Consider the following 20,381-nt stretch of genomic DNA (forward strand, 5'->3'; position numbering starts at 1 on the left):
CCACCGTCGCCGTCCACCAACTGCCCCACCCGCACCTGCTCATCGAGATCCAGGCCGTCGCGGTCGTGCCCGCCGACGCCCCCACCCGGAAGGAGTGACACCCGTGAGCGACATCGCCGAACCGGTCAACTTTCCCAACTGGGTCAGTGAGAACGAGCATCTGCTCAAGCCGCCGGTGAACAACAAGCAGCTGTTCCCCACCGGCGACGATTTCATCGTGCAGGTCGTCGGCGGGCCGAACCAGCGCACCGACTTCCACGTCGACCCGTACGAGGAATTCTTCTACCAGGTCAAAGGCAACATGCACGTCAACCTGATGACCGACGACGGGCCGCAGACCGTACACATCCGGGAAGGCCAGATGTGGGTGCTGCCCGGCTACGTGCCGCACTCGCCGCAGCGCCCGGAGGCCGGTTCGATCGGGGTGGTCATCGAACGGGTCCGCGAGGAGGGCACCCTGGAGAAGTTTCAGTGGTACTGCCTCGACTGCGGCAACCTGGTGCACGAGGTGGAGCTGCAGGTGCGCGACATCGTCGCCGACCTGCCGCCGGTCTTCACCGCCTTCTACGGCGACGAAGCCGCGCGTACCTGCGACAAGTGCGGTGCCCTGCACCCGGGCAAGGGCTGATCGTCGCCGTGACCGACGCCGGGCAGACCATCGACGTCCACACCCACCTGGTGCCCAGGGGCTGGCCGGATCTCGCCGCCGCCTGCGGCGGAACCGGCTGGCCGTGGCTGCGGGTTGACTCCGAACGCGCCGCCATGATCATGGTGGGTCAGACGGAGTTCCGGCCGGTCGGCCCGCAGACCTGGGATCCGGCCACCCGGCTGTCCGACATGGATGTCGACGGGGTCGACGTGCAGGTGGTCTCGCCGACGCCGGTCTTCTTCGCCTACGACCGACCGGCCGACCAGGCGGTCAAGGTGGCCCGGATCTTCAACGACCTGACCCTTGAGGTCACCGCCGCCGGTGGTGGCCGGCTGGTGCCGTTCTGCCAGGTGCCGTTGCAGGACCCGGACGCCGCCTGCGCCGAGCTGGACCGTTGCCTGGCCGCCGGCCACGCCGGGGTGGAGATCGGCAACCACGTCGGCGACCGTGACCTCGACGACGCCGGCATCGTCGCCTTCCTGCGACACTGCGCCGACGTCGGCGCGCCGGTGTTCGTCCACCCGTGGGACATGCCGGACGGGCCACGGCTGGACCGGTGGATGGCCCGCTGGCTGTCCGGCATGCCCGCCGAGACCCACCTGTCGATCCTGGCGCTGATCCTCGGCGGCGGCTTCGACCAGCTGCCCCGTACGCTGCGGATCTGCTTCGCGCACGGCGGCGGCAGCTTCCCGTTCTGGCTGGGCCGCGCCGACAACGCCTGGCACCGCCGGGGCGACGTGGTACGGGGCCGGTCGGCGCACCCGCCGAGCCACTACCTGGACCGGTTCTACGTCGATTCGGTGGTGTTCGACCCGGCGGCGCTGCGGCTGCTGGTCGACACGATGGGTGCCGACCGGGTGCTGCTGGGCAGCGACTACCCGTACCCGCTGGGGGAGCGGCCGGTCGGCGCGGTGGTCGACAAGGCGGACTTCCTCACCGCCGACCAGCGGGTCGCCCTGCGCGGCGGCAACGCCCACCGCTTCCTCGAGTCGGGGGCGGGCTGAGTAGCGCCTGCAGGATCGTGCCTGAGCCGAGAGCGGTTGTGGCCACGAGCGCGGCGCTGCCGCCGATCTCCACGTTGTAGACGATGTTGAGGTGCCAGGGTACGAGTCCCGGTGTGCTGAATCCGGCGAGCACGATGAACGTACAGATTAGGGCGAGAACCGTCGGCCCGATACGGGTGATGGCCCACCAGAGGCCCAGTACGGTGCACCAGGTCGTGAAGAAGCCGACAATGTCGATGGACGGATGGATCAACGGGGAGGCGAGCCATGGGCTCAGCAGACCTACACCGGTGATGCCGACCACCCAGATCGCGTGTGCGGGCTGACTACTGCGGGACCGGGTCGCCTCCAGGTGCGGTGTCCGGGAGGTCAACGTGCCGGCGAGAACACCGGCTGGCAGGAGCAGGAGAATCACGGCGACCGTGTCCAACGCCGCGCTGCCCGGCGGGGCGAACTGCAGGCCGGTGGCCGAGACCGTGAACCGTGATGCGGTTGCGATGAACAGCCAGATCAGCACGTAGCTGACGAGCCCGCGGACGGTAACGCCCCGCGCCGTCGCAAATGCGCGGAGAGCGAACGCAGCTGAGGTTCGGTGCGGACGGCTCACCGGGCCGGAACGGCCGTGCAGGTCAGAACCGACTCGGTCGACTCGCTGAACCATTCCTGTCGTTCCTCCTCGACCAACCGGACGAAGCTGCCGGCGGTACGCGCCGCCTCCTCGTTCTCGATCAGGATCGAGTCGAGGCTCGGCTCGCCGGGAAAGTTCGTGCCGTCGGTCGGCAGACCGTGGCTGGTGAGCCACCAGTGGTAGAGCGCGGCGGCGGTGGTCAGCCCGACGTCTTCGGCTGCTGTCGGCCTCGCCATGCAGGGCGCAAGGAAAAGTGCGAACCCGACGTTGGCGGTGAGCGTCGCAGAGTCGATCTCATGCGCGGGCGAGGTGTTGCGCTTCACGATGGGCACGATGACCCGCCGCGCGTCGGGACCGGACCCGGGAAGGTCCGCCCCTGGGACGGCGAGGTGTTCGTCCATCACGACGACCATGGCGGACAGATCCAGACCTTGCACCGGCTGTACGGATGTGACGATCTCCCGTTGATACTCGGGCAGAATGTGGTCGTGTGCCCGGTCGACGCAGACCCGTGGCTGTTCACCCGAGCAGGCAGCGGCGTACGCCGCCGGCACTTCGATCCGCGTACCGACGGAGAGTAGCGCCACGGCGGCGGACAAGCTGGCTACGACGGCGCTGGCGTAGGCGAGGCGTAACGCGTGGAGCGACAAGCCGAGCAGAGCGACACCGAGCATCATCCAGAGCACTGCACGGGACACCAGAAGCTCAGCCGGAAGCCTGAGGTAGGTGCGATCCACCTGATCTGTCCACAAAAGATCCATGTACGCGATCTGGCCGCTGTACGCCTCGGCGTACACCACAGCCATGTAGATCAGGTACGGGGCCACGGCCGCCGCGACCGGAGCGATCCTCGGCGGGGCCAGCCGCCCGAGGAGGGCGCCGATTCCCACCGCCAGCGGCACCGACGCGGCAGTCGGGAGCAGTTCGACGATGTCGAGTCCACCGTGTGTCGCGCTCGTCGCGGTCGCTGCGGCAACGTATCCAGTCACCACGGTGTAGCCGGCCAAACTCCCGGCCGCGACCGTGGCCAGGCCGGCGAGGTGGATCCGAGCCTGGGATCGGGACGACGCACGCAGCAGGTCGTCGTACCCGCGGCTGCGGGGTGCCGCGAGGATCAGGGCGGTGGCTCCGGCAGCGATGCACGCGCCCCACACCCCTGCCCAGCCGATCACGACGCTGCTGTTCGCCCAATGGCCGGACCACCGTTGCGACTTCGACGCCACCGAGGCGATGCCCTGGATGATGGTGATCCCCGCGACGCCGAGGAAGAGGGCGATCCGTCCCGCTGCGAGACGGCGGGAGACGATCACGACACGGTCCGGTCGAGTATGATCTGAAACCCTTCGCGGAGCGCCGACAGGCCCTGCTGCTGCGACAGTCCGGCCAGATCGTCGATGGTGCCCGTCCACTGGACGCTACCCCGGTCGATGACGACGACCCGGTCAGCCAGCGCCTCCACGTCCTCCAGCAGGTGGGTAGCGATCACTACCACCCGCTCCGATCGAATGCGTCGGACCAGGCCGTGGAACGCGTCCCGCTGTTCGGGATCCAGGCCGGCCGTGGGCTCGTCGAGGACGAGAACCTCAGGCTCGGCGACGAGTGCCGCTGCCAGCCCGGCCCGACGTAGCTGTCCACCGGAGAGCGTCTGTAGAGGATTCCGTGCCTGCTCGCTGAGGCCCGTGGTCGCCAACGCGTCAGCCACCTGCCTGGTCAGCTGTCTGCCGGGTACCTCTTTCAGCCAGGCCGCGTACGCCACGAACTCTGCGGTGGCCATTCGGGGCGGGAATCCGAACGTCTGCGGGAGCCACCCGATGCGCCGCAGCGCGGCGCGGGTTGCCCGGCTGTGGCTGCCCTGAGCCGAGCCGTTCAGCCGGACCTGCCCGCCGCTGGGGGCGGCGGCGCCGGCCAGGATTCGGATCAGGGTCGTCTTGCCGGCGCCGTTCCTGCCGAGGAGCACAGTCGCCCCCGGCTCGAAGGTCGCGCTGACGCCCCTGAGTACTGGCTTGGAGCCGTACCGGAACCCGACCTGATCAACCTCGAGCATGCTGCCCCCGAATAGTGGTGCTGGCCGGATCTGTTTGAGCTGTGCGGAGACGTGGCGCCTCGGTCGGAGTCAGGTTGCTGCCGGCGGGTGCCCGGCGGCGACCTGCTGGAGCAGGGTGGCGAGTTCGTGCAGCAGCTGTGGCGGGCAGTCGGCGAAGGGGCTCGCCTCCAGCGTCGACGCGATGATCTCCTGGCGTACCTGTCGGCCCTTGTCGGTGAGGGCGAGCACCCGGCCGCGTCGGTCGATGGGGTCGACGCTGCGCTCGACCAGTCCGCGCTCGATCAGCTGGTTGGCGATGAAGCTGAGGTTGGGGGCGTTGCAGTACAGGCGCTCGGCGAGCGCCTTCATCGACGGGGCCGGTCCGGTCGGGTCGATCGCCCACAGCGCCTGCGCGGTCGCGTTGGTCAGCCCGTGGGCGGTCAGGGCGGGTTCGAGCCGGTCGCTGGTCGTCATGAAGATCTCGTGGTTGGCGCGGATGGCGTCGACGAGGTCCCGGTGGTCCACCGGCTGACGGTACCACTTGCGCTTCGAGTCTCGAACTATTACGGTCTGGAATGCTTCGAGTCTCGAAGTATGTCGTCGGAGCCGAGGAGCCCACAGCATGTCCCAACTGGCCGAACCGCTCGAACTGCCCAGCGGGCAGGGCCTGCCGAACCGGATCGCCAAGGCCGCCATGGAGGAGTTCCTGGCCGTCGACGGCCAGCTGCCCGGCACCGAGCTCGCCACGCTCTACCAGCGCTGGGGTGCCGGCGGAGCCGGGTTGCTGATCACCGGGCACGTCATGGTCGACGAGCGGGCCCTCGCCGACCCCTCCGACGTCGTGCTCGCGGACCGTACCCCGCTGGAGCCGTTCCGGCGCTGGACGGCGGCGGCGACCACCGGCGGTGCCCGCGTCTGGATGCAGATCAATCACCCGGGCCGGGTCGTCAACGCGGACATGCCGGGCGTGGCCTGGTCCGCATCGGACGTACCGGTCGACGCCGGGCGCTACTCCCGGTTCTTCGCCCGGCCCACCGCGATGACGCCCGAGCAGATCGACGAGGTCGTCGCCCGGTTCGGCCGTACGGCGTACCGGGCGGTCCAGGCCGGGTTCGACGGAGTGCAGATCCACGCAGCGCACGGCTACCTGCTCAGCCAGTTCCTCTCACCGCTGACCAACCGGCGTACCGACCGCTGGGGCGGCGACCTGGGCAACCGTGCCCGACTGCTGATCGACGTGGTCACCGAGGTCAGGCGCCGGCTACCCGACGGCTCGGCGGTGGCGGTCAAACTCAACACCGCCGACTTCCAGCGCGGCGGCTTCGACCCGGACGACGCCAGGCAGGTGGTCGGTATGCTCGCTGACGCCGGTGTCGACCTGGTCGAACTCTCCGGCGGCTCGGTGGAGAGCCTGGCGACCCACGGTCACTCCGCCGACGGGCGGACCCTCGCCCGCGAGGCGTACTTCCTCGACGCCGCCGCGACGATCATCCCGCAGGCCCCGGTGCCGGTCATGCTGACCGGGGGCGTGCGACGCCGCGCCGTCGCTGAGCGGGTACGTGCCCAGGGCGCGGGGGTCGTCGGAGTGGCGACGGCGCTCGCCGTGGATCCGGAGCTACCGCAGCGCTGGCTGCGCGGTGCGGAGGCGGCGGTGCCCGTGCCGGGCCCGCGCTGGAAGGACAAGCATCTGGCGGCGGCGGCTACCCAGTCCGTCGTCCGCTGCCGGCTCCGGCAGGTCGGCCGGGGTGCTACCAGTGCCGGCCGCGTACATCCGGTCGTCTCGCTCGCCAACGAGCGGCTGCGGCGAGGCCGGTCGCTGCGGCGCTACCGCCGGTGGCTGGCAGAACCAGCGACGATGGCGGGTGCGCCCGCCGCGCGATGACCCGCCGCGCGATGACGCGACCATCGACCGTGGATCGGAGCCGGCCCGACCTGGGCACGGTCGTGGCGCCGGTCAGCGTACGGACGTGGTCTTGGCCAGGGTGACGAACGCGGACCAGGCGGCGGGGGCGAAGGTCAGGGTGCCGCCGTCGCGGTCCTTGGTGTCGCGGACGTGGACCCGGCCGGGCACGTTGTCGGCGACCTCGACACAGTCGCCGCCAGCGGGGTTGCTGCGGGTCGACTTGCGCCAGCGAGGGGTGGTGCTCAGCTCCATGTCTGCACCGCTTTCAGGATCATGTCGTGGGATTCCTCGACAGGCAGAGCATAGCTGCGGACACCTTCCCAGGACCGCTCCAATGTCTGCACGTCGGCCGGGTTGCTCACCACGTCACCGCCGAAGTGGGAATCGACGTAGCCGAACACGTGGTCGTCCACGGTCGCCAACGCGAACGATCCGTTGAGCCCGTGGTAGGCGTCGGCGCTACCGGGCACCACGTGCACCCAGACGTTGGGGCGCGCCGCCACCTCGGCGAGACCGCGCAGCTGCTCGGCCATCTGCTCCGGGGTCCCCACCTGGCGGTGCAGCACGCTGCGGTCGATGACGGCGATGAACTCGGCCGGGTCGTCCGCGCGGGTGAGCACCTGCTGGCGGGTGAGCCGGTTAGCCAGCCGGGTCGGCACGTCGTCGACCGGGCCGACACGCAACAGTCGTTCGGCGTACTCCCGGGTCTGCAACAGGCCCGGGACGACCGCGAGCTGAAACGACCGCAGCAGGGTGGCCCGCTCCTCCAACTCGGCCCACGGGCGCAGGAAACCGGCGAAGGACATCCCGCGCGCCTCGGCGGAGGCGCGCTGCACGCGGTCGCCGCTGCCCAGCACATCGTCGAGGATCTTCGCGTTCTGCTGCACCGGGACCAGGCGGCCGTTCTCGTAACTGCCGATCGACGACGCGCTGAGCTGGATCAACGCGCCGAGCTGCTGCTGGGAAAGCCCGCGCTCGGTGCGCAGGGTGCGAATGATGCGGTGCACCTCGTGCATTGTCGGATCCCCGATCTGCTGATGGTGGGGCGGTGCGTCGAATGCCACCCCTACCTCTATCAGTACGACGGATCGGAGTCCATGATGGAGATAGGATAAATTCCGGATAGTTTGTGTGATCGATATCGGGTTCTGTCGGATGGGGTTCTGTCGACCTGTTGACCCGTCGACCTATCGGGCGTCGAGCCGAGCGACCCGACGGGGTCCGGCGGTCCGCCGGTAGCTGGCGTCGAGCAGCTCGCCGATCTCCGCCCAGTCGGTGTCGTCGGCCAGGTCCACCCCGACCCAGCCGGAGCTGGCCAGGTACGCCGGGGCGTAGCAGCGCGGCTCGGCCAGTAGCGCCGCCCGCTCGTCCGGGTCCACCAGCACCAGTACGGAGTGATCATGCTGCTGGTAGACCCCGTCGACCTTCACCGAGCCGCCGTAGTAGGCGAACACCTTGGTGGTGTAGAACGCCGGATGCCCATGCGAGATCTTCTCGGCGGCGTCGGGGAAGGCCAGCGCGAGCCGGCGTACCTCGGCGAGCAGCGGGTCGGCGTCGTCGAACATGATCGGATGCGGCATAGCGGTAGGTAATCACACCCGGCTGACACTTCGGCCCCTTGATCACCGATCCAGGCAGGCTCCGACGGAATCACGTACCACGTAGGTTCCTCCCCCGGAGCGGCAACGCGGGTCACTTCAGCTTGTCTTCTCCCGGATGATGAGGATGAGCAGACCGGCACCGGCGACTGCCGCGACCAGGCAGAGCGGGATCGTGGTCCAGGACATCAGGAACGACAACGAGCCGTCAGTGTGCCCGTTCTCAGCCAGGAACCTCTGCGGATCGGCGGGGTCCACCAGGACCGGCATCTCCCGCTCCGGCGTACTGCGACACCCGGTCACACCAGCACAGGGAATCCACGCGCCGTACTGCGCCCCGTCGTACAGGTAATGGACCTCGATCCGGTCGATTCCGGTACCGCGCCCGCCACCGGCCCGGTCGGTGATGTATGCGGTGACCGGAATACCCACACCACGCAACCGGTCCGCCTCGGCCGAGACCTGCCAACGGTAGGCAAGCGAACCACCGAACAGCCCCAGCCCGACCACGAGCAAGGCCACTGCGAGCGCGGCTATCTCCCGCCGGGCCCGACGGGCGTCAGCGGCCCTCGTGGCGCTACGGGCCTTCCGATTGCGCTTGCCCTTGCCCATCACAACCTCCATCGACGACGGAGAGCGAGGGCTGGGACAGCCCGGCAACGTCGCCGACCGATGGTAGGGCCGCTGGGCCAGTGAGCATCCGCAGCCGGGCATCGTGGCACACGGGCGTCGGGTGGCAGCAAACGCCGATGCGGGCGGGTGCGCCGTACGGCGACAATGCCGGTGTGAACGACATGGTATTGGTCAAATTGAGCAAACGGATGTCGCTGGCGCTGCGTCACGCGCCCGACCGGTTCGATCTCGAACTGGACCCGGCCGGGTGGGTCCCGGTGGCGGACCTGCTCGACGCGCTACGGATCACCCGACTGGAGTTGGACGCCGTCGTCAAGCGGGACAGCAAGCAACGGTTCGCGCTGCGCCGCGACCCCGACGGCACCGAGCAGATTCGGGCGAACCAGGGGCATTCGGTCCCGATCGACCTGGGGCTGGTCGCGCTGCCTCCGCCGGAGCGGCTCTACCACGGCACCACCGCCGCCGCGCTCGACTCGATCCGGGCCACCGGGCTGCACCGGGCCCGGCGGCACCACGTGCATCTGTCGGCGGACACCGACACGGCCCGCCGGGTCGGTGCCCGGCGAGCCGGTGGCGTCGTAATCCTCACCGTCGACGCGGCGGCGATGGCCCGCGATGGTCACCTGTTCTACCGCAGCGCCAACGGGGTGTGGCTGACCGACGCGGTGCCGTCCCGCTACCTGGATATCTGAGCGCCGACGCGGGCCTCGATGGTCGCCATCAGGTCGGCCGGAAGCAGACCGGCGGCTGCCGCCGCGAGGCATTCCCGCAGCTCGGTGCGGTTCTTCACGCCGAGGACAACGGTGTCGACGCCGGGCATCGACAGCGTGTACCGGTGGGCCAGCGAGGCGGCCGACTCACCCAGCTCGCCGGCCAGCTCGCGCAGCGGCGCGGCCCGCCGGAAGTCGACCATGGTCGGATGCTCCGGCGGCAGGTCCCGGTCGACGGCGTCGGTGAACGCGCCGGCCGCGACCGCGCGGATGCCCATCACTCCGACGCCGTGCCGGCCGGCGGCCGTCAGGATGTCGCGTGGCCGGGAGCCCCCGCTGCCGGGCATCAGCAGATCGCCGGGGGAGTCCAGCAGGTTCGTCACACACTGGGCGACCGCCGGGGACGGCTGATCGCCGAGTACGCGGATGATCACGTCCGGCTCCTCGACAGCGGTGATCCCCCAGGCGCCGATCCGGCCGCGCCGGACCAGGTCCTCGAACGCCGGCCGGACGGCTTCGGTGAACAGGTCGGCGGAGGTCACCCCGGTGGTGCCCGGCGCGGCCTGTGCCACGATCGGATTGTGCAGCAGTAGCGCGTCGACGAACGACAGTCGCATCCGCTGCAGGCTGTCGTCGAGGGACTTCTCCAGCAGGGCCGCGACGTCACCGGCGGCCGGGTTGCCCAGCCCGCATTTGGTGACGACCCGTACGCCGGCCGGCAGGTTGCCGTCGAAGGCCGCGCCGACCACCCGTTCCGCTTCGCCGTCGCCGTAGCCGGGAGCGACGTCGAGCAGGTCGATGCCGGCGTCGACCGCCTCCCGTACGGTCGCCACCGCCTCGTCCCGGTCGGTGACGCCCCACACCTGGCCCAGCCCGCCCCCACCGAGGGTGAGGACGCTGACCGGTCCGACGCTGCCGAGAGGTCGCTGTTCCATCGTCATGTGCTCCTTCCGATGATCCTGTTGCGACTCAGGATTGCACCTGGAGCGCGCTCGAGGTCAACCGTGGACCGGCTCGGTCACCTATGAGGTGATCGCGGCTCGGCGTACGTCTATGAGGCGACAGCCACCGGCTACTGCGTACCGGCCCCGGCGCCACCGTCGTACGCCGTTGCCCGCTCGGCTACCCGGCAGGGCAGCGGTGCCACCTCGACCAGCGCGATCCAGAACGGGGCCCAGGCTGCCCGCGCTGACATTCTCGCCGTCGGCGTCGCCTGCGCGAACTGGGCGACGAATGCCAGCGATGTGTTCACCGCGCCGGACGGATCCTGGCATGTCTACAACGTCACGGTCGGCGCGCTCTGCACGAACTGACAAGCCCCGGCATTCGGCAGGCTGGGATGCGACACCCGCAACGCACTCGGACAGTCGTCAGCCCGTCGCAGTCGACGTGACCGCCGGTCCGTAGATCAGCTCGCCCGCCGACGCCCGATCTGCGGGTTTAGCAGCGTACGGGCGAACGCGACGTCGGCGGTGGTGACCCGGAACCAGGCGTCGATGTGCGAGTTGCCGGTCGTGAACTCGGTCGTGTCGGTCAGGTCGTACCGATAGCGACCCACGGAAGTTAGTGCGACGTGTTGCTTGACTTAGTCGGGAAGCTAAACAAAACTGGGGGCGCGCTTCCATCGACGGTCCTCCCACGGCACCTGCGGTCACCACTCGGGCGGCCGGCAGGTCCAGTGTGACCTCGAAAGGAACGCAGACCATGCCACGAAGAGCCCTCGTGTGCTCGCTGTTCGCCGCCTTTGCCATGGCCCTGGGCCTGGCGGTGACGGCGGCGCCTGCGGCGTCGGCCGCCGACCCGGTCCGGATCATGCCGCTCGGTGACTCGATCACTGCCGGCCCCGGCTGCTGGCGGGCCCTCGTCTGGGACCAGTTGCGCAGCGCCGGGCACGCCGACATCGACTTCGTCGGCAGCGCCTCCGACGGCGGCAGCTGCAACTACGGCTTCTCCTACGACCCCGACCACGAGGGCCACGGCGGCTTCTCGGCGGTCGGCATCGCCGACAACAACCAACTGCCGCCGTGGTTGAGCGCGGCGGCCCCGGACATCGTCGTGATGCACCTGGGGACCAACGACCTGTGGGGCGGCTGGCAGTCGATGGACACCATCATGGCCGCGTTCACCAAACTGGTCGGGCAGATGCGGGCGAACAACCCGGACATGAAGCTTCTGGTCGCGCAGATCATCCCGCATCATGGCTGCACGACCTGCCCGGCCGACACGGTGACGCTCAACAACCGGATCGCCGCCTGGGCCACCGGCCTGACCACCGCCCGGTCGCCGATCGCCGTGGTAGACCAGTGGACCGGATTCGACGCCGCGACGGACACCGGCGACGGCGTACACCCCAACGACGCCGGGTTCCGCAAGATGGCCGACCGGTTCGCGCCGGCGATCGCGCGACTCCTCGGCACCGTGACCCCGACGCCGACGGTCGCGCCGACCACGCCACCGGTCACCCCGACGCCACCGGTCACCCCGACGCCGACGGTCGCGCCGACCACCCCGCCGCCCAGCGGGGACTGCACCGCCACCTACCGGGTGGTCAGCCAGTGGAACGGCGGCTTCCAGGGTGAGGTGAGTGTCCGCAACGCCGGGTCGGCGGCGACGTCGGCGTGGACCGCGACGCTCACCCTCGGCGGCGGTCAGCAGGTCAACCAGGCGTGGAACGCCACCGTCACCCAGACCGGGGCGACGGCCACCGCCCGCAACGTGAGCTGGAACGGCAGCCTTCCGGTCGGCGGCTCGGCCAGCTTCGGGTTCCTCGCCTCCGGTGTCGGCGACGCTGCGGTGTCGGCGGCCTGCACGCTCGGCTGAAGCCCCGGCCCGGGCGGGCCTGCACGGTTGGCAGGATGGGCCGATGATCGAGCAGCGTCGTCGGTCCGGCCCGTCGTCCACCTCGGGTGTCGGCCGGGCCCTGCGGGTGGAGGTCGCCGTACTGGTTGGATCGGCGGCGGTGGTCGGCTCGGTGCGCCTGACCCCGACCACCCGGCGGTACGCGTTCGGCCTGATGCCGATCGGTGATGCGTTCCTGGCCTGGTCGAAGTCCGCGCGATCGTGGGTCGTCGCCACAGATCCGCCGCCGGGCCGCGTGCGGGAAAGCGGTGAGTCGGTGAGTCGGCCGACAACGGCGTACGCCCCGAGGGGTCACCTCGGGGCGTACGCTCGGGGCGGCTCACCGTCGACGGGTCATCTACCGGTGAGCCGGGTCACGGGTCAGCTGGTCTCGAGCGCTCCCGCCGATCGGCCGCACACCTGGCGCAGCGCCCAGTCCTCGACCCGTACGTCACCGGCGGTGACCTGGGTCTGGCGGGTCTGCGGCATGTAGCCGTCCTTGGCCACGATCATCGTGACCGGGTTGTGCCGGTGGTCGAGCCAGTGGGCGTAGCCGCCGTCGGCGTCGGTGGTCAACGGCAGCTCCATCGTCCACGTGCTCAGCTGCACCGTCGCCCCGGTGATCGGGGTCAGGTCGCCGTCACAGCCCACGGCGGAGACCGTACCGGTGATCTTGCCCCAGGTGTCCGGCGGGGTGACGGTCATCGTCACCGGCACCGTGTCCACCGCGTACGGCGTGTCCTCGAAGACGGTGACGCCGGTGGTGTAGGTGCCCGGCTGGGCCACCTCGGCGGTCAGGGTCAGCGTCACCGTGAGGCTTTCGCCGGGGGCGATCGTGGCGGTGCCCGGGTCCACCGTCAACCATCCGGTGTCCGTCATCGACCCGCACTGGTCGAAGCCGGGCAGCAGTTCCACTGTGTTGGTCGGTTGGAATCCGGAGATCGCCGATCCGCCGACCCGGTAGAGCCCGCAGGCGCTGCCCGGCCGGAAGCCGGGGCTGTTCGCCGTCGGCAGGCTCGACCACGCGTCGGTCGCCGGGTCGTAGGCGTACCCCTCGTTGGTGATCGCCTGGGTGCCGGTGCCGCCACCGGAGATCAGCAGCTGGTTGTCGGCGGTGTGGTACGCCGAACCCCACAGGTTCACCGGCAGGTCCGCTACCTGCGTCCAGGAGTCGCTGGCCGGGTCGTAGGAGTAGCTGGCGGTCACCGGCTGGCTGTTGGACAGTCCACCGGCACAGACGATCCCGCCGCTGACCGCGCCGCAGGACTGCCAGGCAATCGGCATCGGGTAGCTGGCGACGGTGTCCCAGGCGTCGGCCCGGGGGTCGTAGCGGAACACCTGGTCGCTGTACGGGGCACAGCTGGTCGTGGTGCAGCCGCCGACCACGTACAACTCGCCGTCGAGCACCGCCGATCCGGCGGCGGCCGACGCGGCCGGCACGTCGGCACCCGTGCTCCACCCGCCGGTGGCCGGGTCGAAGATCAGCGTGTCGGTGTTCAACGTGCTCCACCCGCTGACCAGGTAGACCTTGTCGTCGATGACGCCTTCGGCGGCCTGGCTGCGGGCACCGTGCGGCATGTCGTCGAGCCGGGACCAGGCCTGGGTGGCCGGGTCGTAGACGTACCCTTCGGCCAGCGACGACGATCCGTTGGACCCGCCGAACGAGTACAACTTGCCGTCGACGGTGACCGCGCTGTTGTCCATCACCGTCCGGGGCAGCCCCGGCAGGCTGAGCCACGGCTCAGCCGCAGGGGTCGCCGCCGGTGCGGCACCCGGTCCGAACACCGTCGCCGACGCGGCCCCGGCGAGCTGCTCGATCGGCGCGTCCAGCGGAATCCGGCGGGTCGGTGCCCCGGCGGCCGCCGCGACCTGGCGCGACGCCGCTCGCGAACCGTCGGCGCGCTGGATCTCGAACTCGCCGGCTCGTTCGCTGAGCTCCACCTCGGCGGGCGCGCCGCCGGTGTTGGTGACCGTGACCTCGGCGGTCGTCGCTCCGCCGAGCTGCACGGTCGCCTCGACCGGCGAGCCGGTCACCGTCAGTCGTCCGGCCGCCAGCTTGTAGTTGTGCCGGGTGACCCAGTCCTCGGTGACCTCTGCCCATCGGGTCAGCTCCGCGTACTGGTTCACCGAGGCGGTGATCCGGTGCCGGCCGGCGGGGGAGAACAGGGCGTAGAAGCCGTCGTCGAGGTCCGGGTCCTGCGGCGTCGCGACGGTACGGGTGCCGACGGAGCCGTCCACCGGCGTCACCTCGGCGTCGGCCAGCCCGGCGCCGGTGTTGGCGTCCCGGACGAAGCCGACGGCCAGCCCACCTTCGACCTTGACACACTCGAACTCGGTCTCGGCGATCCAGTCCACCGCGTTGCTGAAGACCCGGGCGCTGTCGTCGTGCCAGGTCTGCGGCCCGGTGTTGTAGCTGGCGGCGTGCATCGACAGCAGCACGTGCCGGTTGTTCGTCCGCTGCTGCACTCCGATGCCGACCCCGACGGTGCCGACTTCCGAGGTGACGGCGTTGGCGACCACCATCCGACCCTCGCCGCCGTAGGCGTCGAAGAAGCCGTAGTACTTGGAGTAGTTGTCCGTCTCGTCGAAGGCGATCCGTCCGCCGAGCGGGAACCCTTCCACCACCGGGTGTTCCTGCATCACCTGGTACGACAGGTCGCCCTCGGTGTCGTAGACGATGCCGCTGCTGCGGGCCCCCGGGTTACCGGTGTACTGGCTGAGCAGGTAGATGCCGTTACCACCCACGTTGGACCAGGTGTCCAGGAACAGCACACCCACGCCGGCCGCGTCGGTGTCCGCCAGGAACCGCAGGAACGTCTCCTCGCCGGGGTTGCTCGGCCGGTTGACGATGATCGCGTCGTAGCCGGACACGTCCGTGTCCCAGCCGACCTCGGTGGTCGGGACGCCCTGGTCGTCAAGGAAGGAGCCGATTTGCCCGTTTTCGTCGCCGAGCACCCCGATCCCGGCGGAGAAGGCGTAGCCAGGTGCGGAGGCGCACCGCTGCACCGGCGCGGCAACATCCATGGTCCGGTTGCCGCCGTGTACCTGCACCGGCTGCTCGACGGTGCCGTAGCCGTCGTACTGCGGCTCCACCACCAGGGTGTACGTCGCGTGGGTCGGCAACACCAGCCGGTACCGGCCGTTGAACGGGTTGGTGAACGTACTGACCTCGGTGCCGGCCACGCTGACCTTGGCGTACAGCGGCCAGCCGTGCCCGGAGCCGTCCCGGACCAGTCCGCTGAGCGTCATCGTCGGCAGCGCGGTCAGCGCAACGTCCTCGACGGTCGTGGCGCCCAGGGTGATGGTCACCTCGGTGCTCTGCTCGGCGTAACCGAACGCGGTGACCGTCACCGGGTAGGTCCCGACGGTCAACCGGGCCGAGTAGGAGCCGTCCGCCGCGGTGACCCGCTCCCGGACCGTCTCGCCTTCGATGGTCACCGTCGCGCCCTCGACCGGCGCGCCGGTCGCCGCGTCGGTGACCGCACCGGACAGGGTGCCGGTGTCACCGACCGGAGCCGCCTCCAGCAGCGCCAGCGCGTCGAGGCGGCCCTCGCCGTACACGTTGTTGTCCGCGCCGGTGCCGCCGCACTGCGGGTCGGCGGTGTCGATCGCGGTGCGGTCGAACAGTTTCCGGGTCGCGTCGGTGTCACCGATCAGCGCCGGTGCCGCCGACCACAGCAGTGCCGCCGTGCCCGCGACGTGCGGCGCGGCCATCGAGGTGCCGTCGGTGGCGCGGTAGCCGCCTGGAACGGACGAACGCACGTCTACGCCAGGGGCCGAGATGTTTGGCTTGAACTCGCCGTCCTGGCCCGGACCGCGGCCGGAGAAGGAGCCGATCTCGTTGTCGACGTCGTACGCGCCGACCGAGTAGTTCACGGAGCGGCTACCGGGCGAGCCACTGGACTGGCAGCCCTGCGCGCCGCTGTTGCCGTTGGACCAGATGCCGAGGATGCCGGCGGCGTCCCAGGCCAGCGACACGTCCTCCATGAAGGGGTCCAGCGAGGGCTGCGTACTGCCCCACGAGTTGTTGATGATGTGCGGACGTTTGCCGGCGTCAGGGTTCTGCCCGTCGAGGTCGGTCGGTGCCAGCAGCCACTGGCCGGAGGCGACCAGCGCCGCGTCGGTCGGGCAGCAGCCGTTCGCCGCGATCCAGTTCGCCTCGGGCGCGACGCCGATCCGGTTGCCGGTGCCGCCGTCGCCGACCATCGTGCCCATCGTGTGGGTGCCGTGCGAGCCCCGGTCGCACGGGGCCGCGCCGCACCGGCTGTCCGCGTCGAACCAGTTGTAGTTGTGGTCGAACGTGCCGTCACCCAGGTTGCCCCGGTACTGGGCGACCAGCGCCGGGTGGTCGAACTGGACACCGGTGTCCAGGTTGGCGACGGTGATGCCGGCGCCCTTGGTGCCGAACTGGTCCCACACGTCGTCAGCGTTGATGTTGGCGATGCCCCACTCGACATCCTCGGCCTGGGTCCCACGCTCGTCCGCACCGTCGGCGTCGTCGCGGGCCGGCTCGCCCGGGGTCGGCTCGATCAGCTGGTACTCGACCGGCTGGTAGAGGCCTTCGACGTCGGGCCGGGTCGCCAACTCCTGGGCCAGCATCGACGATCCGTCCCGTACGTAGATCGCGTTGCTGGCCCAGAACGCCTGGTAAGTCACGCCCTCGGTGTCGAGCAGGTGTCGGACACTGGTCTGGCTGGTGGCAGCGGTGGTCCGCAGCGTCTCGGCGACCGCCTCGCCGCGCGCCGTCCAGTCGTCGATCTGCCGCGCCTGCGCCAGGTCAGCCCGCTCGGCGAACCGGATCCACAGATCGGTGGCGCCGTCGGACTCCAGCGACCGCTCCAACTCGGGCTGGATCTTGTCGGCGACGCCGCGCGCCGGGTCACCGCCCGGATCGGGGCCGGGCCGGGGTGCCGCCGCCGCCGGATTCGGCGCGGCCAACGCCACACCGGCCAGCAGCACCAGCGACATCGCTCGTGCGATAGGTCTCATTGGGGGTTCCTTCCGTGGGATCGGCCACGCGGGTGGGCACGCCGTGCCCCTCACAGGGGTTGGTACGGGTCACGGCGTTCCGCGCTGCAGGTCGCGCAGGTACCGGTGCCACCGTCGGGTGCCGCGTCCGCGCCCGCCTCGGGTCCGCCCGCCTCGGGTCCACCGGGAACGGGTCCACCGGGTACGGGTCGGTCGGATTCGGGGTCGGGTTCGGGCGCGGGTTCATCCGTTGACCGCCCTGGTGGCTCGTGCATGCAAGTCATGCTGCTGAGCCGGCGGATCGTTAGCTATCCAGTAGATACGTCAAAGAATCGACCGGTCGCGGTCGATGTGCCCGATCCGGTTTCGACCGGGTTGCCGGGCCGTTTCAGTCGTCCGCCGCAAGGACGCCGGCCTCCACGGCGGCGACCGCCAGCGCGGTACGGCTGGACACCCGCAGCTTGCGCATCGCCGATCGGAGCTGCTGATCCACTGTGGCCGACGACTTGGCGAGGATCCGGCCGATTTCCCGGTTGGTGTGCCCGGCTACCACCAACCGGACCACGTCCAGCTCGCGCGGGGACAGCCGGTCGCCGTACCCTTTGCGACCTCCCCGCCACCGGCGCGGCACCTCCCCGCCGTGTTCGCGCAGCCGTCGCGCCACCCGGTCGGCGGCACCGCGCGCGCCGAGGTCGGCCAGACCGTCGTACACCTCGACCAGCAGCGCCCGTCCCGGCTCGGCCCGCTCGGCGGCCAGCAACGCCAGCGCCTGCCGCTCCCGGGCGAGTAGCGCGTCGTACGGGCGGGGCAGCGCCGCCCACGCGCGGGCGGCCCGGTCGAAGCCGGCCGCCGCCCGGTCATGGTCACCGGCTGCGTCGGCCAGCGCGGCCCGGCACACCGCCAGCGCGGCCGCCGGGCCCGGCGCGGCCCGGCCGCGTAGCCCGCCGGCGAATCGACGCACGAGATCGGCCGCCTCGTCCGGCTGGCCGGCGGCGAGCAGCGCCGCCACCCGCGCCGGGGCGATGTCGGTGGCCCACACCCAGACCCGCTTGGCGGCGACCGCCCCGATCGGACCATCGGTGACCCGCACCGCCCGATCGGCCTGCCCGTCGTCGAGCCACAGCCGGGCCAGCATGGCGGCCGGCTCCACCGTGTCGTCGACCGCGCCGCGCCGGGCCGCCTCGTCCAGCACCACCTGGAACTGCTGCTCGGCGTGGCGTAGCTGACCGGTGGCTGCGGCCAGCCGTCCGGCCAGCCGCAGACTCCCCAGATAGACGCCCGGCCGGTCCCGGTCCACCTCGGCCAGTTGGGCGGCCCGGTCGGCCAGGCCGTCCCACCGGCCGGTGAGCCAGTCCAGGTTGGCCTGTTCCACCAGGACGTTGTAGCGCAGCCGGACCAGACCCTCGGCGTCGGCGAGAGCCAGCGCCACCGACAGGTGCCGCCCGGCGTCGGCGTACCGGCCCCAGATCAGCGCCCCGGTGCCGACATTGGCGTGGATCCGGGCGATGTCCCGCCGTTCGGCCGCCGCCGCGCCGTCGGTCGGCAGCCCGGCCACCACCTCCCAGGCCTGCGGCTCGCCGAGCATCAGCAGCGCCGCCGCCCGGTTACCGGCCAGCGACATCCGGTCGGCGGCGGACGGGATCCGCGGGATCAGCTCGGCGGCCCGGTGCAGCCACCGCAGATGGGTGGCGGCCGGCCACGGGCCGGCGTACGCCCAGCCGAGGTAGGTCATCGCACGGGCCGCCTCCACCGGGTCGGCCAGGTGCTCCACCGACCGGCCGAGTTCGGTGAGCGCGGCCTGTGCCTCACCGCCGATGATCAGCAGCCGGCCCAGCGGGTTGCGGATGTCGGCCTGCTGCCGCGCGGTCAGCTGGGTCGACTCCAGCACGGCCCGCAGGGTGGCGACCACCCGGTGATAGACGTCGTCGACCGGTTCGCGGCGGCCGAGCGCGGCGACGGCGGCGGTACGGGCGATCCGGGCCCGGTCCGGTGCCGCCAGTTCCGCCACGGTCAGCAGCTCGTCGAGGGCGACCGCGGCGGTGGTGTGGTCGCCGGAGGCGATCATCCGATCGGCGGCGGCCTCCGCGTACCGGGCCCAGCGCGCCACGTCACCCGCCTCGCGGAAGTGTCGGGCCAGCTGGGCGACCGGCGGCGGATCCAGACCCTCGACTGCCTGTCCGGCCCGCAGATGCAGCGTACGCCGCTCGGGGTGCGCGATGGCCTCGTAGACGGCGGTGGCGGCGAGGGCGTGCCGGAACCGCCACCGACCGCCGCCGGGGTGGTCACGCTCGTCGCTGTCCAGCAGACCGGCGGTGGCCGCCTCGGTCAACCCGGCCCGGCAGGCCCGGGTCAGCAGGCCGGCAGTGGCCGCCAGGGTGGCCTCGTCGGCGGGTTCGCCGAGTACGGCGGCGGCGCGCAGCACCCGCTGGGCGGCCTGGGTCAGCCGCCCGACCCGTTCCCGGGTCGAGTCCCGTACCGACGCCGGCACCTGCAGCTCACTCAGGCTCAACCGCACCCAGCGTCCGTCCCGGAACACCACGTCGGTCCGGTCACACAGCAGGCGTACCGACTCCTCGACCATCAGCGGTACGCCGCTCGTGCGCTGGTGCAGGAAGGTGGCGAACTCAGTCGACATGGGATTGCCGTCCAGCATCGACGAGACCATCGCCGCCGTGTCGGCCACGTCCAGCGGCGCCAGGGTGATCCGCAGCCGGGCGCCGCCGCCGGCCGCCGGCCGGGACAGCCGCAGCAGCAGCGAGCGGTCGTCGACTTCCTCGGGCCGGTAGGTGACCAGCAGGCTCGGCCCACCGGGGGCCGGTCGGGCGGTGAGGAACACCAGGAACTCCTGAGTGACCTCGTCGGCCCAGTGCGCATCCTCGACGACGAGCAGGTCGACGTCGAGCGCACGGATCAGCTCGTCCAACGCCCGGAACAGCCGGTGCCGGGCCGCGGTTGCGTCGTCCACCGGGTCCAGTGGCGGTGGCAGCTCGGCCGACCATTCCGGCAGGAGCGGGCGCAGTGCCCCGGCCAACGCGCTCAGCCCTACCCCGGTCAGCCGTGGCCGGACATCGCGCAGCGCGTCCACGATGGGCGCCAGGGTGAGCGATTCGCGTAGCGGTGGGCAGACCGCCAGCAGGGTGCCGGGGCGCAGACCGGCCCCGGCTGCCGACGTCTCCCGCACCAGCCGGCTCTTGCCGATCCCCGCCTCACCCTCCAGCAGGACCACCGCCGGGGGACGGGTGAGCGCTGTGGCCAGCGCCGCCACCTCACCGGACCGTCCCACCAGCCGTGGCGTGGCGATCGGCATCGCCGTGCCCGCCGCCGCAGCGTGCCCGTTCACCCGCATCGTCTGAGCGTATCCCGCACGTCGGATGCCGTAGCGAGCCGTCGATGTCGCCCTGGCCGGCGCTCTGGGCAGCCAGCCCTT

General features: G+C 71.1%; 18 protein-coding genes and 1 pseudogene. 6 read left to right on the forward strand and 13 right to left on the reverse strand.

All coding sequences use genetic code 11. The features are described from left to right. The 3 genes and pseudogenes from ACFHW1_RS23435 to ACFHW1_RS23445 form a co-directional block, all read left to right on the forward strand. Window positions 1-98: pseudogene (locus ACFHW1_RS23435) on the forward strand (RidA family protein); the annotation flags it as partial. Between the two features lie 5 nt (window positions 99-103). Beyond that, window positions 104-628, forward strand: coding sequence for a 3-hydroxyanthranilate 3,4-dioxygenase (locus tag ACFHW1_RS23440; RefSeq protein WP_416616082.1), 525 nt, complete (start codon window positions 104-106; stop codon window positions 626-628). Beyond that, the gene (locus ACFHW1_RS23445; RefSeq protein WP_416568882.1) at window positions 598-1,653 is read left to right on the forward strand and encodes an amidohydrolase family protein; all 1,056 of its coding nucleotides are present in this window, start codon (window positions 598-600) and stop codon (window positions 1,651-1,653) included. Before ACFHW1_RS23440 ends, ACFHW1_RS23445 begins: the two co-directional genes overlap by 31 nt. Here ACFHW1_RS23445 and ACFHW1_RS23450 read toward each other — a convergent pair. The 4 genes from ACFHW1_RS23450 to ACFHW1_RS23465 all read right to left on the reverse strand — a co-directional run bounded on the left by ACFHW1_RS23450 (window position 1,583) and on the right by ACFHW1_RS23465 (window position 4,829). After that, entirely contained in the window at window positions 1,583-2,170 is a 588-nt protein-coding gene (locus tag ACFHW1_RS23450; protein ID WP_416616084.1) for a hypothetical protein, read from the reverse strand. The genes ACFHW1_RS23445 and ACFHW1_RS23450 overlap by 71 nt on opposite strands. An 86-nt stretch (window positions 2,171-2,256) precedes the next feature. Next, window positions 2,257-3,591 carry a hypothetical protein gene (locus ACFHW1_RS23455; protein WP_416556742.1) on the reverse strand — a complete coding sequence of 445 codons (1,335 nt, stop codon included), beginning with the start codon at window positions 3,589-3,591 and terminating at the stop codon, window positions 2,257-2,259. Continuing rightward, the gene (locus tag ACFHW1_RS23460) at window positions 3,588-4,325 is read right to left on the reverse strand and encodes an ATP-binding cassette domain-containing protein (RefSeq protein ID WP_416556741.1); all 738 of its coding nucleotides are present in this window, start codon (window positions 4,323-4,325) and stop codon (window positions 3,588-3,590) included. The genes ACFHW1_RS23455 and ACFHW1_RS23460 overlap by 4 nt, the downstream gene beginning before the upstream one ends. 69 nt (window positions 4,326-4,394) lie before the next feature. Next, entirely contained in the window at window positions 4,395-4,829 is a 435-nt protein-coding gene (locus ACFHW1_RS23465) for a MarR family winged helix-turn-helix transcriptional regulator (RefSeq protein ID WP_416556740.1), read from the reverse strand. A 97-nt stretch (window positions 4,830-4,926) separates the two neighbouring features. Here ACFHW1_RS23465 and ACFHW1_RS23470 point away from each other — a divergent pair, with 97 nt between their 5' ends. Continuing rightward, window positions 4,927-6,186: a hypothetical protein gene (locus tag ACFHW1_RS23470; protein ID WP_416591398.1), complete on the forward strand. Its 1,260-nt coding sequence runs from the start codon at window positions 4,927-4,929 to the stop codon at window positions 6,184-6,186. 72 nt (window positions 6,187-6,258) lie between these two features. Here the strand turns inward: ACFHW1_RS23470 and ACFHW1_RS23475 are convergent, their stop codons facing one another. The 4 genes from ACFHW1_RS23475 to ACFHW1_RS23490 all read right to left on the reverse strand — a co-directional run bounded on the left by ACFHW1_RS23475 (window position 6,259) and on the right by ACFHW1_RS23490 (window position 8,417). Further along, window positions 6,259-6,459, reverse strand: a complete 201-nt coding sequence (locus tag ACFHW1_RS23475; RefSeq protein WP_289206738.1) for a DUF397 domain-containing protein — start codon at window positions 6,457-6,459, stop codon at window positions 6,259-6,261. Further along, window positions 6,450-7,214, reverse strand: a complete 765-nt coding sequence (locus ACFHW1_RS23480) for a helix-turn-helix domain-containing protein (protein WP_416556738.1) — start codon at window positions 7,212-7,214, stop codon at window positions 6,450-6,452. Before ACFHW1_RS23480 ends, ACFHW1_RS23475 begins: the two co-directional genes overlap by 10 nt. Before the next feature lie 180 nt (window positions 7,215-7,394). Then, window positions 7,395-7,787: an MmcQ/YjbR family DNA-binding protein gene (locus ACFHW1_RS23485; RefSeq protein ID WP_289206736.1), complete on the reverse strand. Its 393-nt coding sequence runs from the start codon at window positions 7,785-7,787 to the stop codon at window positions 7,395-7,397. A gap of 117 nt (window positions 7,788-7,904) precedes the next feature. Next, a complete protein-coding gene (locus tag ACFHW1_RS23490) occupies window positions 7,905-8,417 on the reverse strand; it encodes a hypothetical protein (protein ID WP_416616086.1) in 513 nt (170 codons plus the stop codon). A gap of 182 nt (window positions 8,418-8,599) precedes the next feature. Between ACFHW1_RS23490 and ACFHW1_RS23495 the strand changes: the two genes are divergently transcribed. Then, window positions 8,600-9,130 (forward strand): RNA 2'-phosphotransferase, encoded by a 531-nt coding sequence (locus tag ACFHW1_RS23495; protein WP_416616118.1) that lies wholly within the window; start codon window positions 8,600-8,602, stop codon window positions 9,128-9,130. Here the strand turns inward: ACFHW1_RS23495 and ACFHW1_RS23500 are convergent. The 3 genes from ACFHW1_RS23500 to ACFHW1_RS23510 all read right to left on the reverse strand — a co-directional run bounded on the left by ACFHW1_RS23500 (window position 9,115) and on the right by ACFHW1_RS23510 (window position 10,706). Then, complete coding sequence (locus ACFHW1_RS23500) at window positions 9,115-10,083, reverse strand: aldo/keto reductase (RefSeq protein WP_416568886.1); 969 nt, start codon at window positions 10,081-10,083, stop codon at window positions 9,115-9,117. The two genes, ACFHW1_RS23495 and ACFHW1_RS23500, sit on opposite strands and share 16 nt — an antisense overlap. A gap of 137 nt (window positions 10,084-10,220) precedes the next feature. Next, window positions 10,221-10,400, reverse strand: coding sequence for a hypothetical protein (locus ACFHW1_RS23505; protein WP_416568887.1), 180 nt, complete (start codon window positions 10,398-10,400; stop codon window positions 10,221-10,223). Window positions 10,401-10,556: 156 nt separating this feature from the next. Next, window positions 10,557-10,706 carry a hypothetical protein gene (locus ACFHW1_RS23510; protein ID WP_416556733.1) on the reverse strand — a complete coding sequence of 50 codons (150 nt, stop codon included), beginning with the start codon at window positions 10,704-10,706 and terminating at the stop codon, window positions 10,557-10,559. Between the two features lie 146 nt (window positions 10,707-10,852). Between ACFHW1_RS23510 and ACFHW1_RS23515 the strand changes: the two genes are divergently transcribed. After that, entirely contained in the window at window positions 10,853-11,968 is a 1,116-nt protein-coding gene (locus ACFHW1_RS23515) for a cellulose binding domain-containing protein (protein WP_416616088.1), read from the forward strand. Window positions 11,969-12,367: 399 nt separating this feature from the next. Here ACFHW1_RS23515 and ACFHW1_RS23520 read toward each other — a convergent pair whose 3' ends face one another. Next, on the reverse strand, window positions 12,368-16,975 hold the full coding sequence (locus ACFHW1_RS23520) for a S8 family serine peptidase (protein WP_416568889.1): 4,608 nt from the start codon (window positions 16,973-16,975) through the stop codon (window positions 12,368-12,370). A gap of 367 nt (window positions 16,976-17,342) precedes the next feature. Continuing rightward, on the reverse strand, window positions 17,343-20,300 hold the full coding sequence (locus tag ACFHW1_RS23525; protein ID WP_416616090.1) for an AAA family ATPase: 2,958 nt from the start codon (window positions 20,298-20,300) through the stop codon (window positions 17,343-17,345). Between the last annotated feature and the right edge of the window lie 81 nt (window positions 20,301-20,381).

Source organism: Micromonospora sp. LOL_014, from assembly GCF_048060245.1.
Taxonomy (GTDB): Bacteria; Actinomycetota; Actinomycetes; order Mycobacteriales; family Micromonosporaceae; genus Micromonospora_E.

Bases quoted from the DNA above. Each gene is read 5' to 3' on its own strand.
- ACFHW1_RS23500 (WP_416568886.1), bottom strand. From the start codon at position 10,083: ATGGAACAGCGACCTCTCGGCAGCGTCGGACCGGTCAGCGTCCTCACC.
- ACFHW1_RS23525 (WP_416616090.1), bottom strand. From the start codon at position 20,300: ATGCGGGTGAACGGGCACGCTGCGGCGGCGGGCACGGCGATGCCGATC.
- ACFHW1_RS23485 (WP_289206736.1), bottom strand. From the start codon at position 7,787: ATGCCGCATCCGATCATGTTCGACGACGCCGACCCGCTGCTCGCCGAG.
- ACFHW1_RS23495 (WP_416616118.1), top strand. From the start codon at position 8,600: ATGGTATTGGTCAAATTGAGCAAACGGATGTCGCTGGCGCTGCGTCAC.
- ACFHW1_RS23520 (WP_416568889.1), bottom strand. From the start codon at position 16,975: ATGAGACCTATCGCACGAGCGATGTCGCTGGTGCTGCTGGCCGGTGTG.
- ACFHW1_RS23470 (WP_416591398.1), top strand. From the start codon at position 4,927: ATGTCCCAACTGGCCGAACCGCTCGAACTGCCCAGCGGGCAGGGCCTG.
- ACFHW1_RS23460 (WP_416556741.1), bottom strand. From the start codon at position 4,325: ATGCTCGAGGTTGATCAGGTCGGGTTCCGGTACGGCTCCAAGCCAGTA.
- ACFHW1_RS23475 (WP_289206738.1), bottom strand. From the start codon at position 6,459: ATGGAGCTGAGCACCACCCCTCGCTGGCGCAAGTCGACCCGCAGCAAC.
- ACFHW1_RS23490 (WP_416616086.1), bottom strand. From the start codon at position 8,417: ATGGGCAAGGGCAAGCGCAATCGGAAGGCCCGTAGCGCCACGAGGGCC.
- ACFHW1_RS23515 (WP_416616088.1), top strand. From the start codon at position 10,853: ATGCCACGAAGAGCCCTCGTGTGCTCGCTGTTCGCCGCCTTTGCCATG.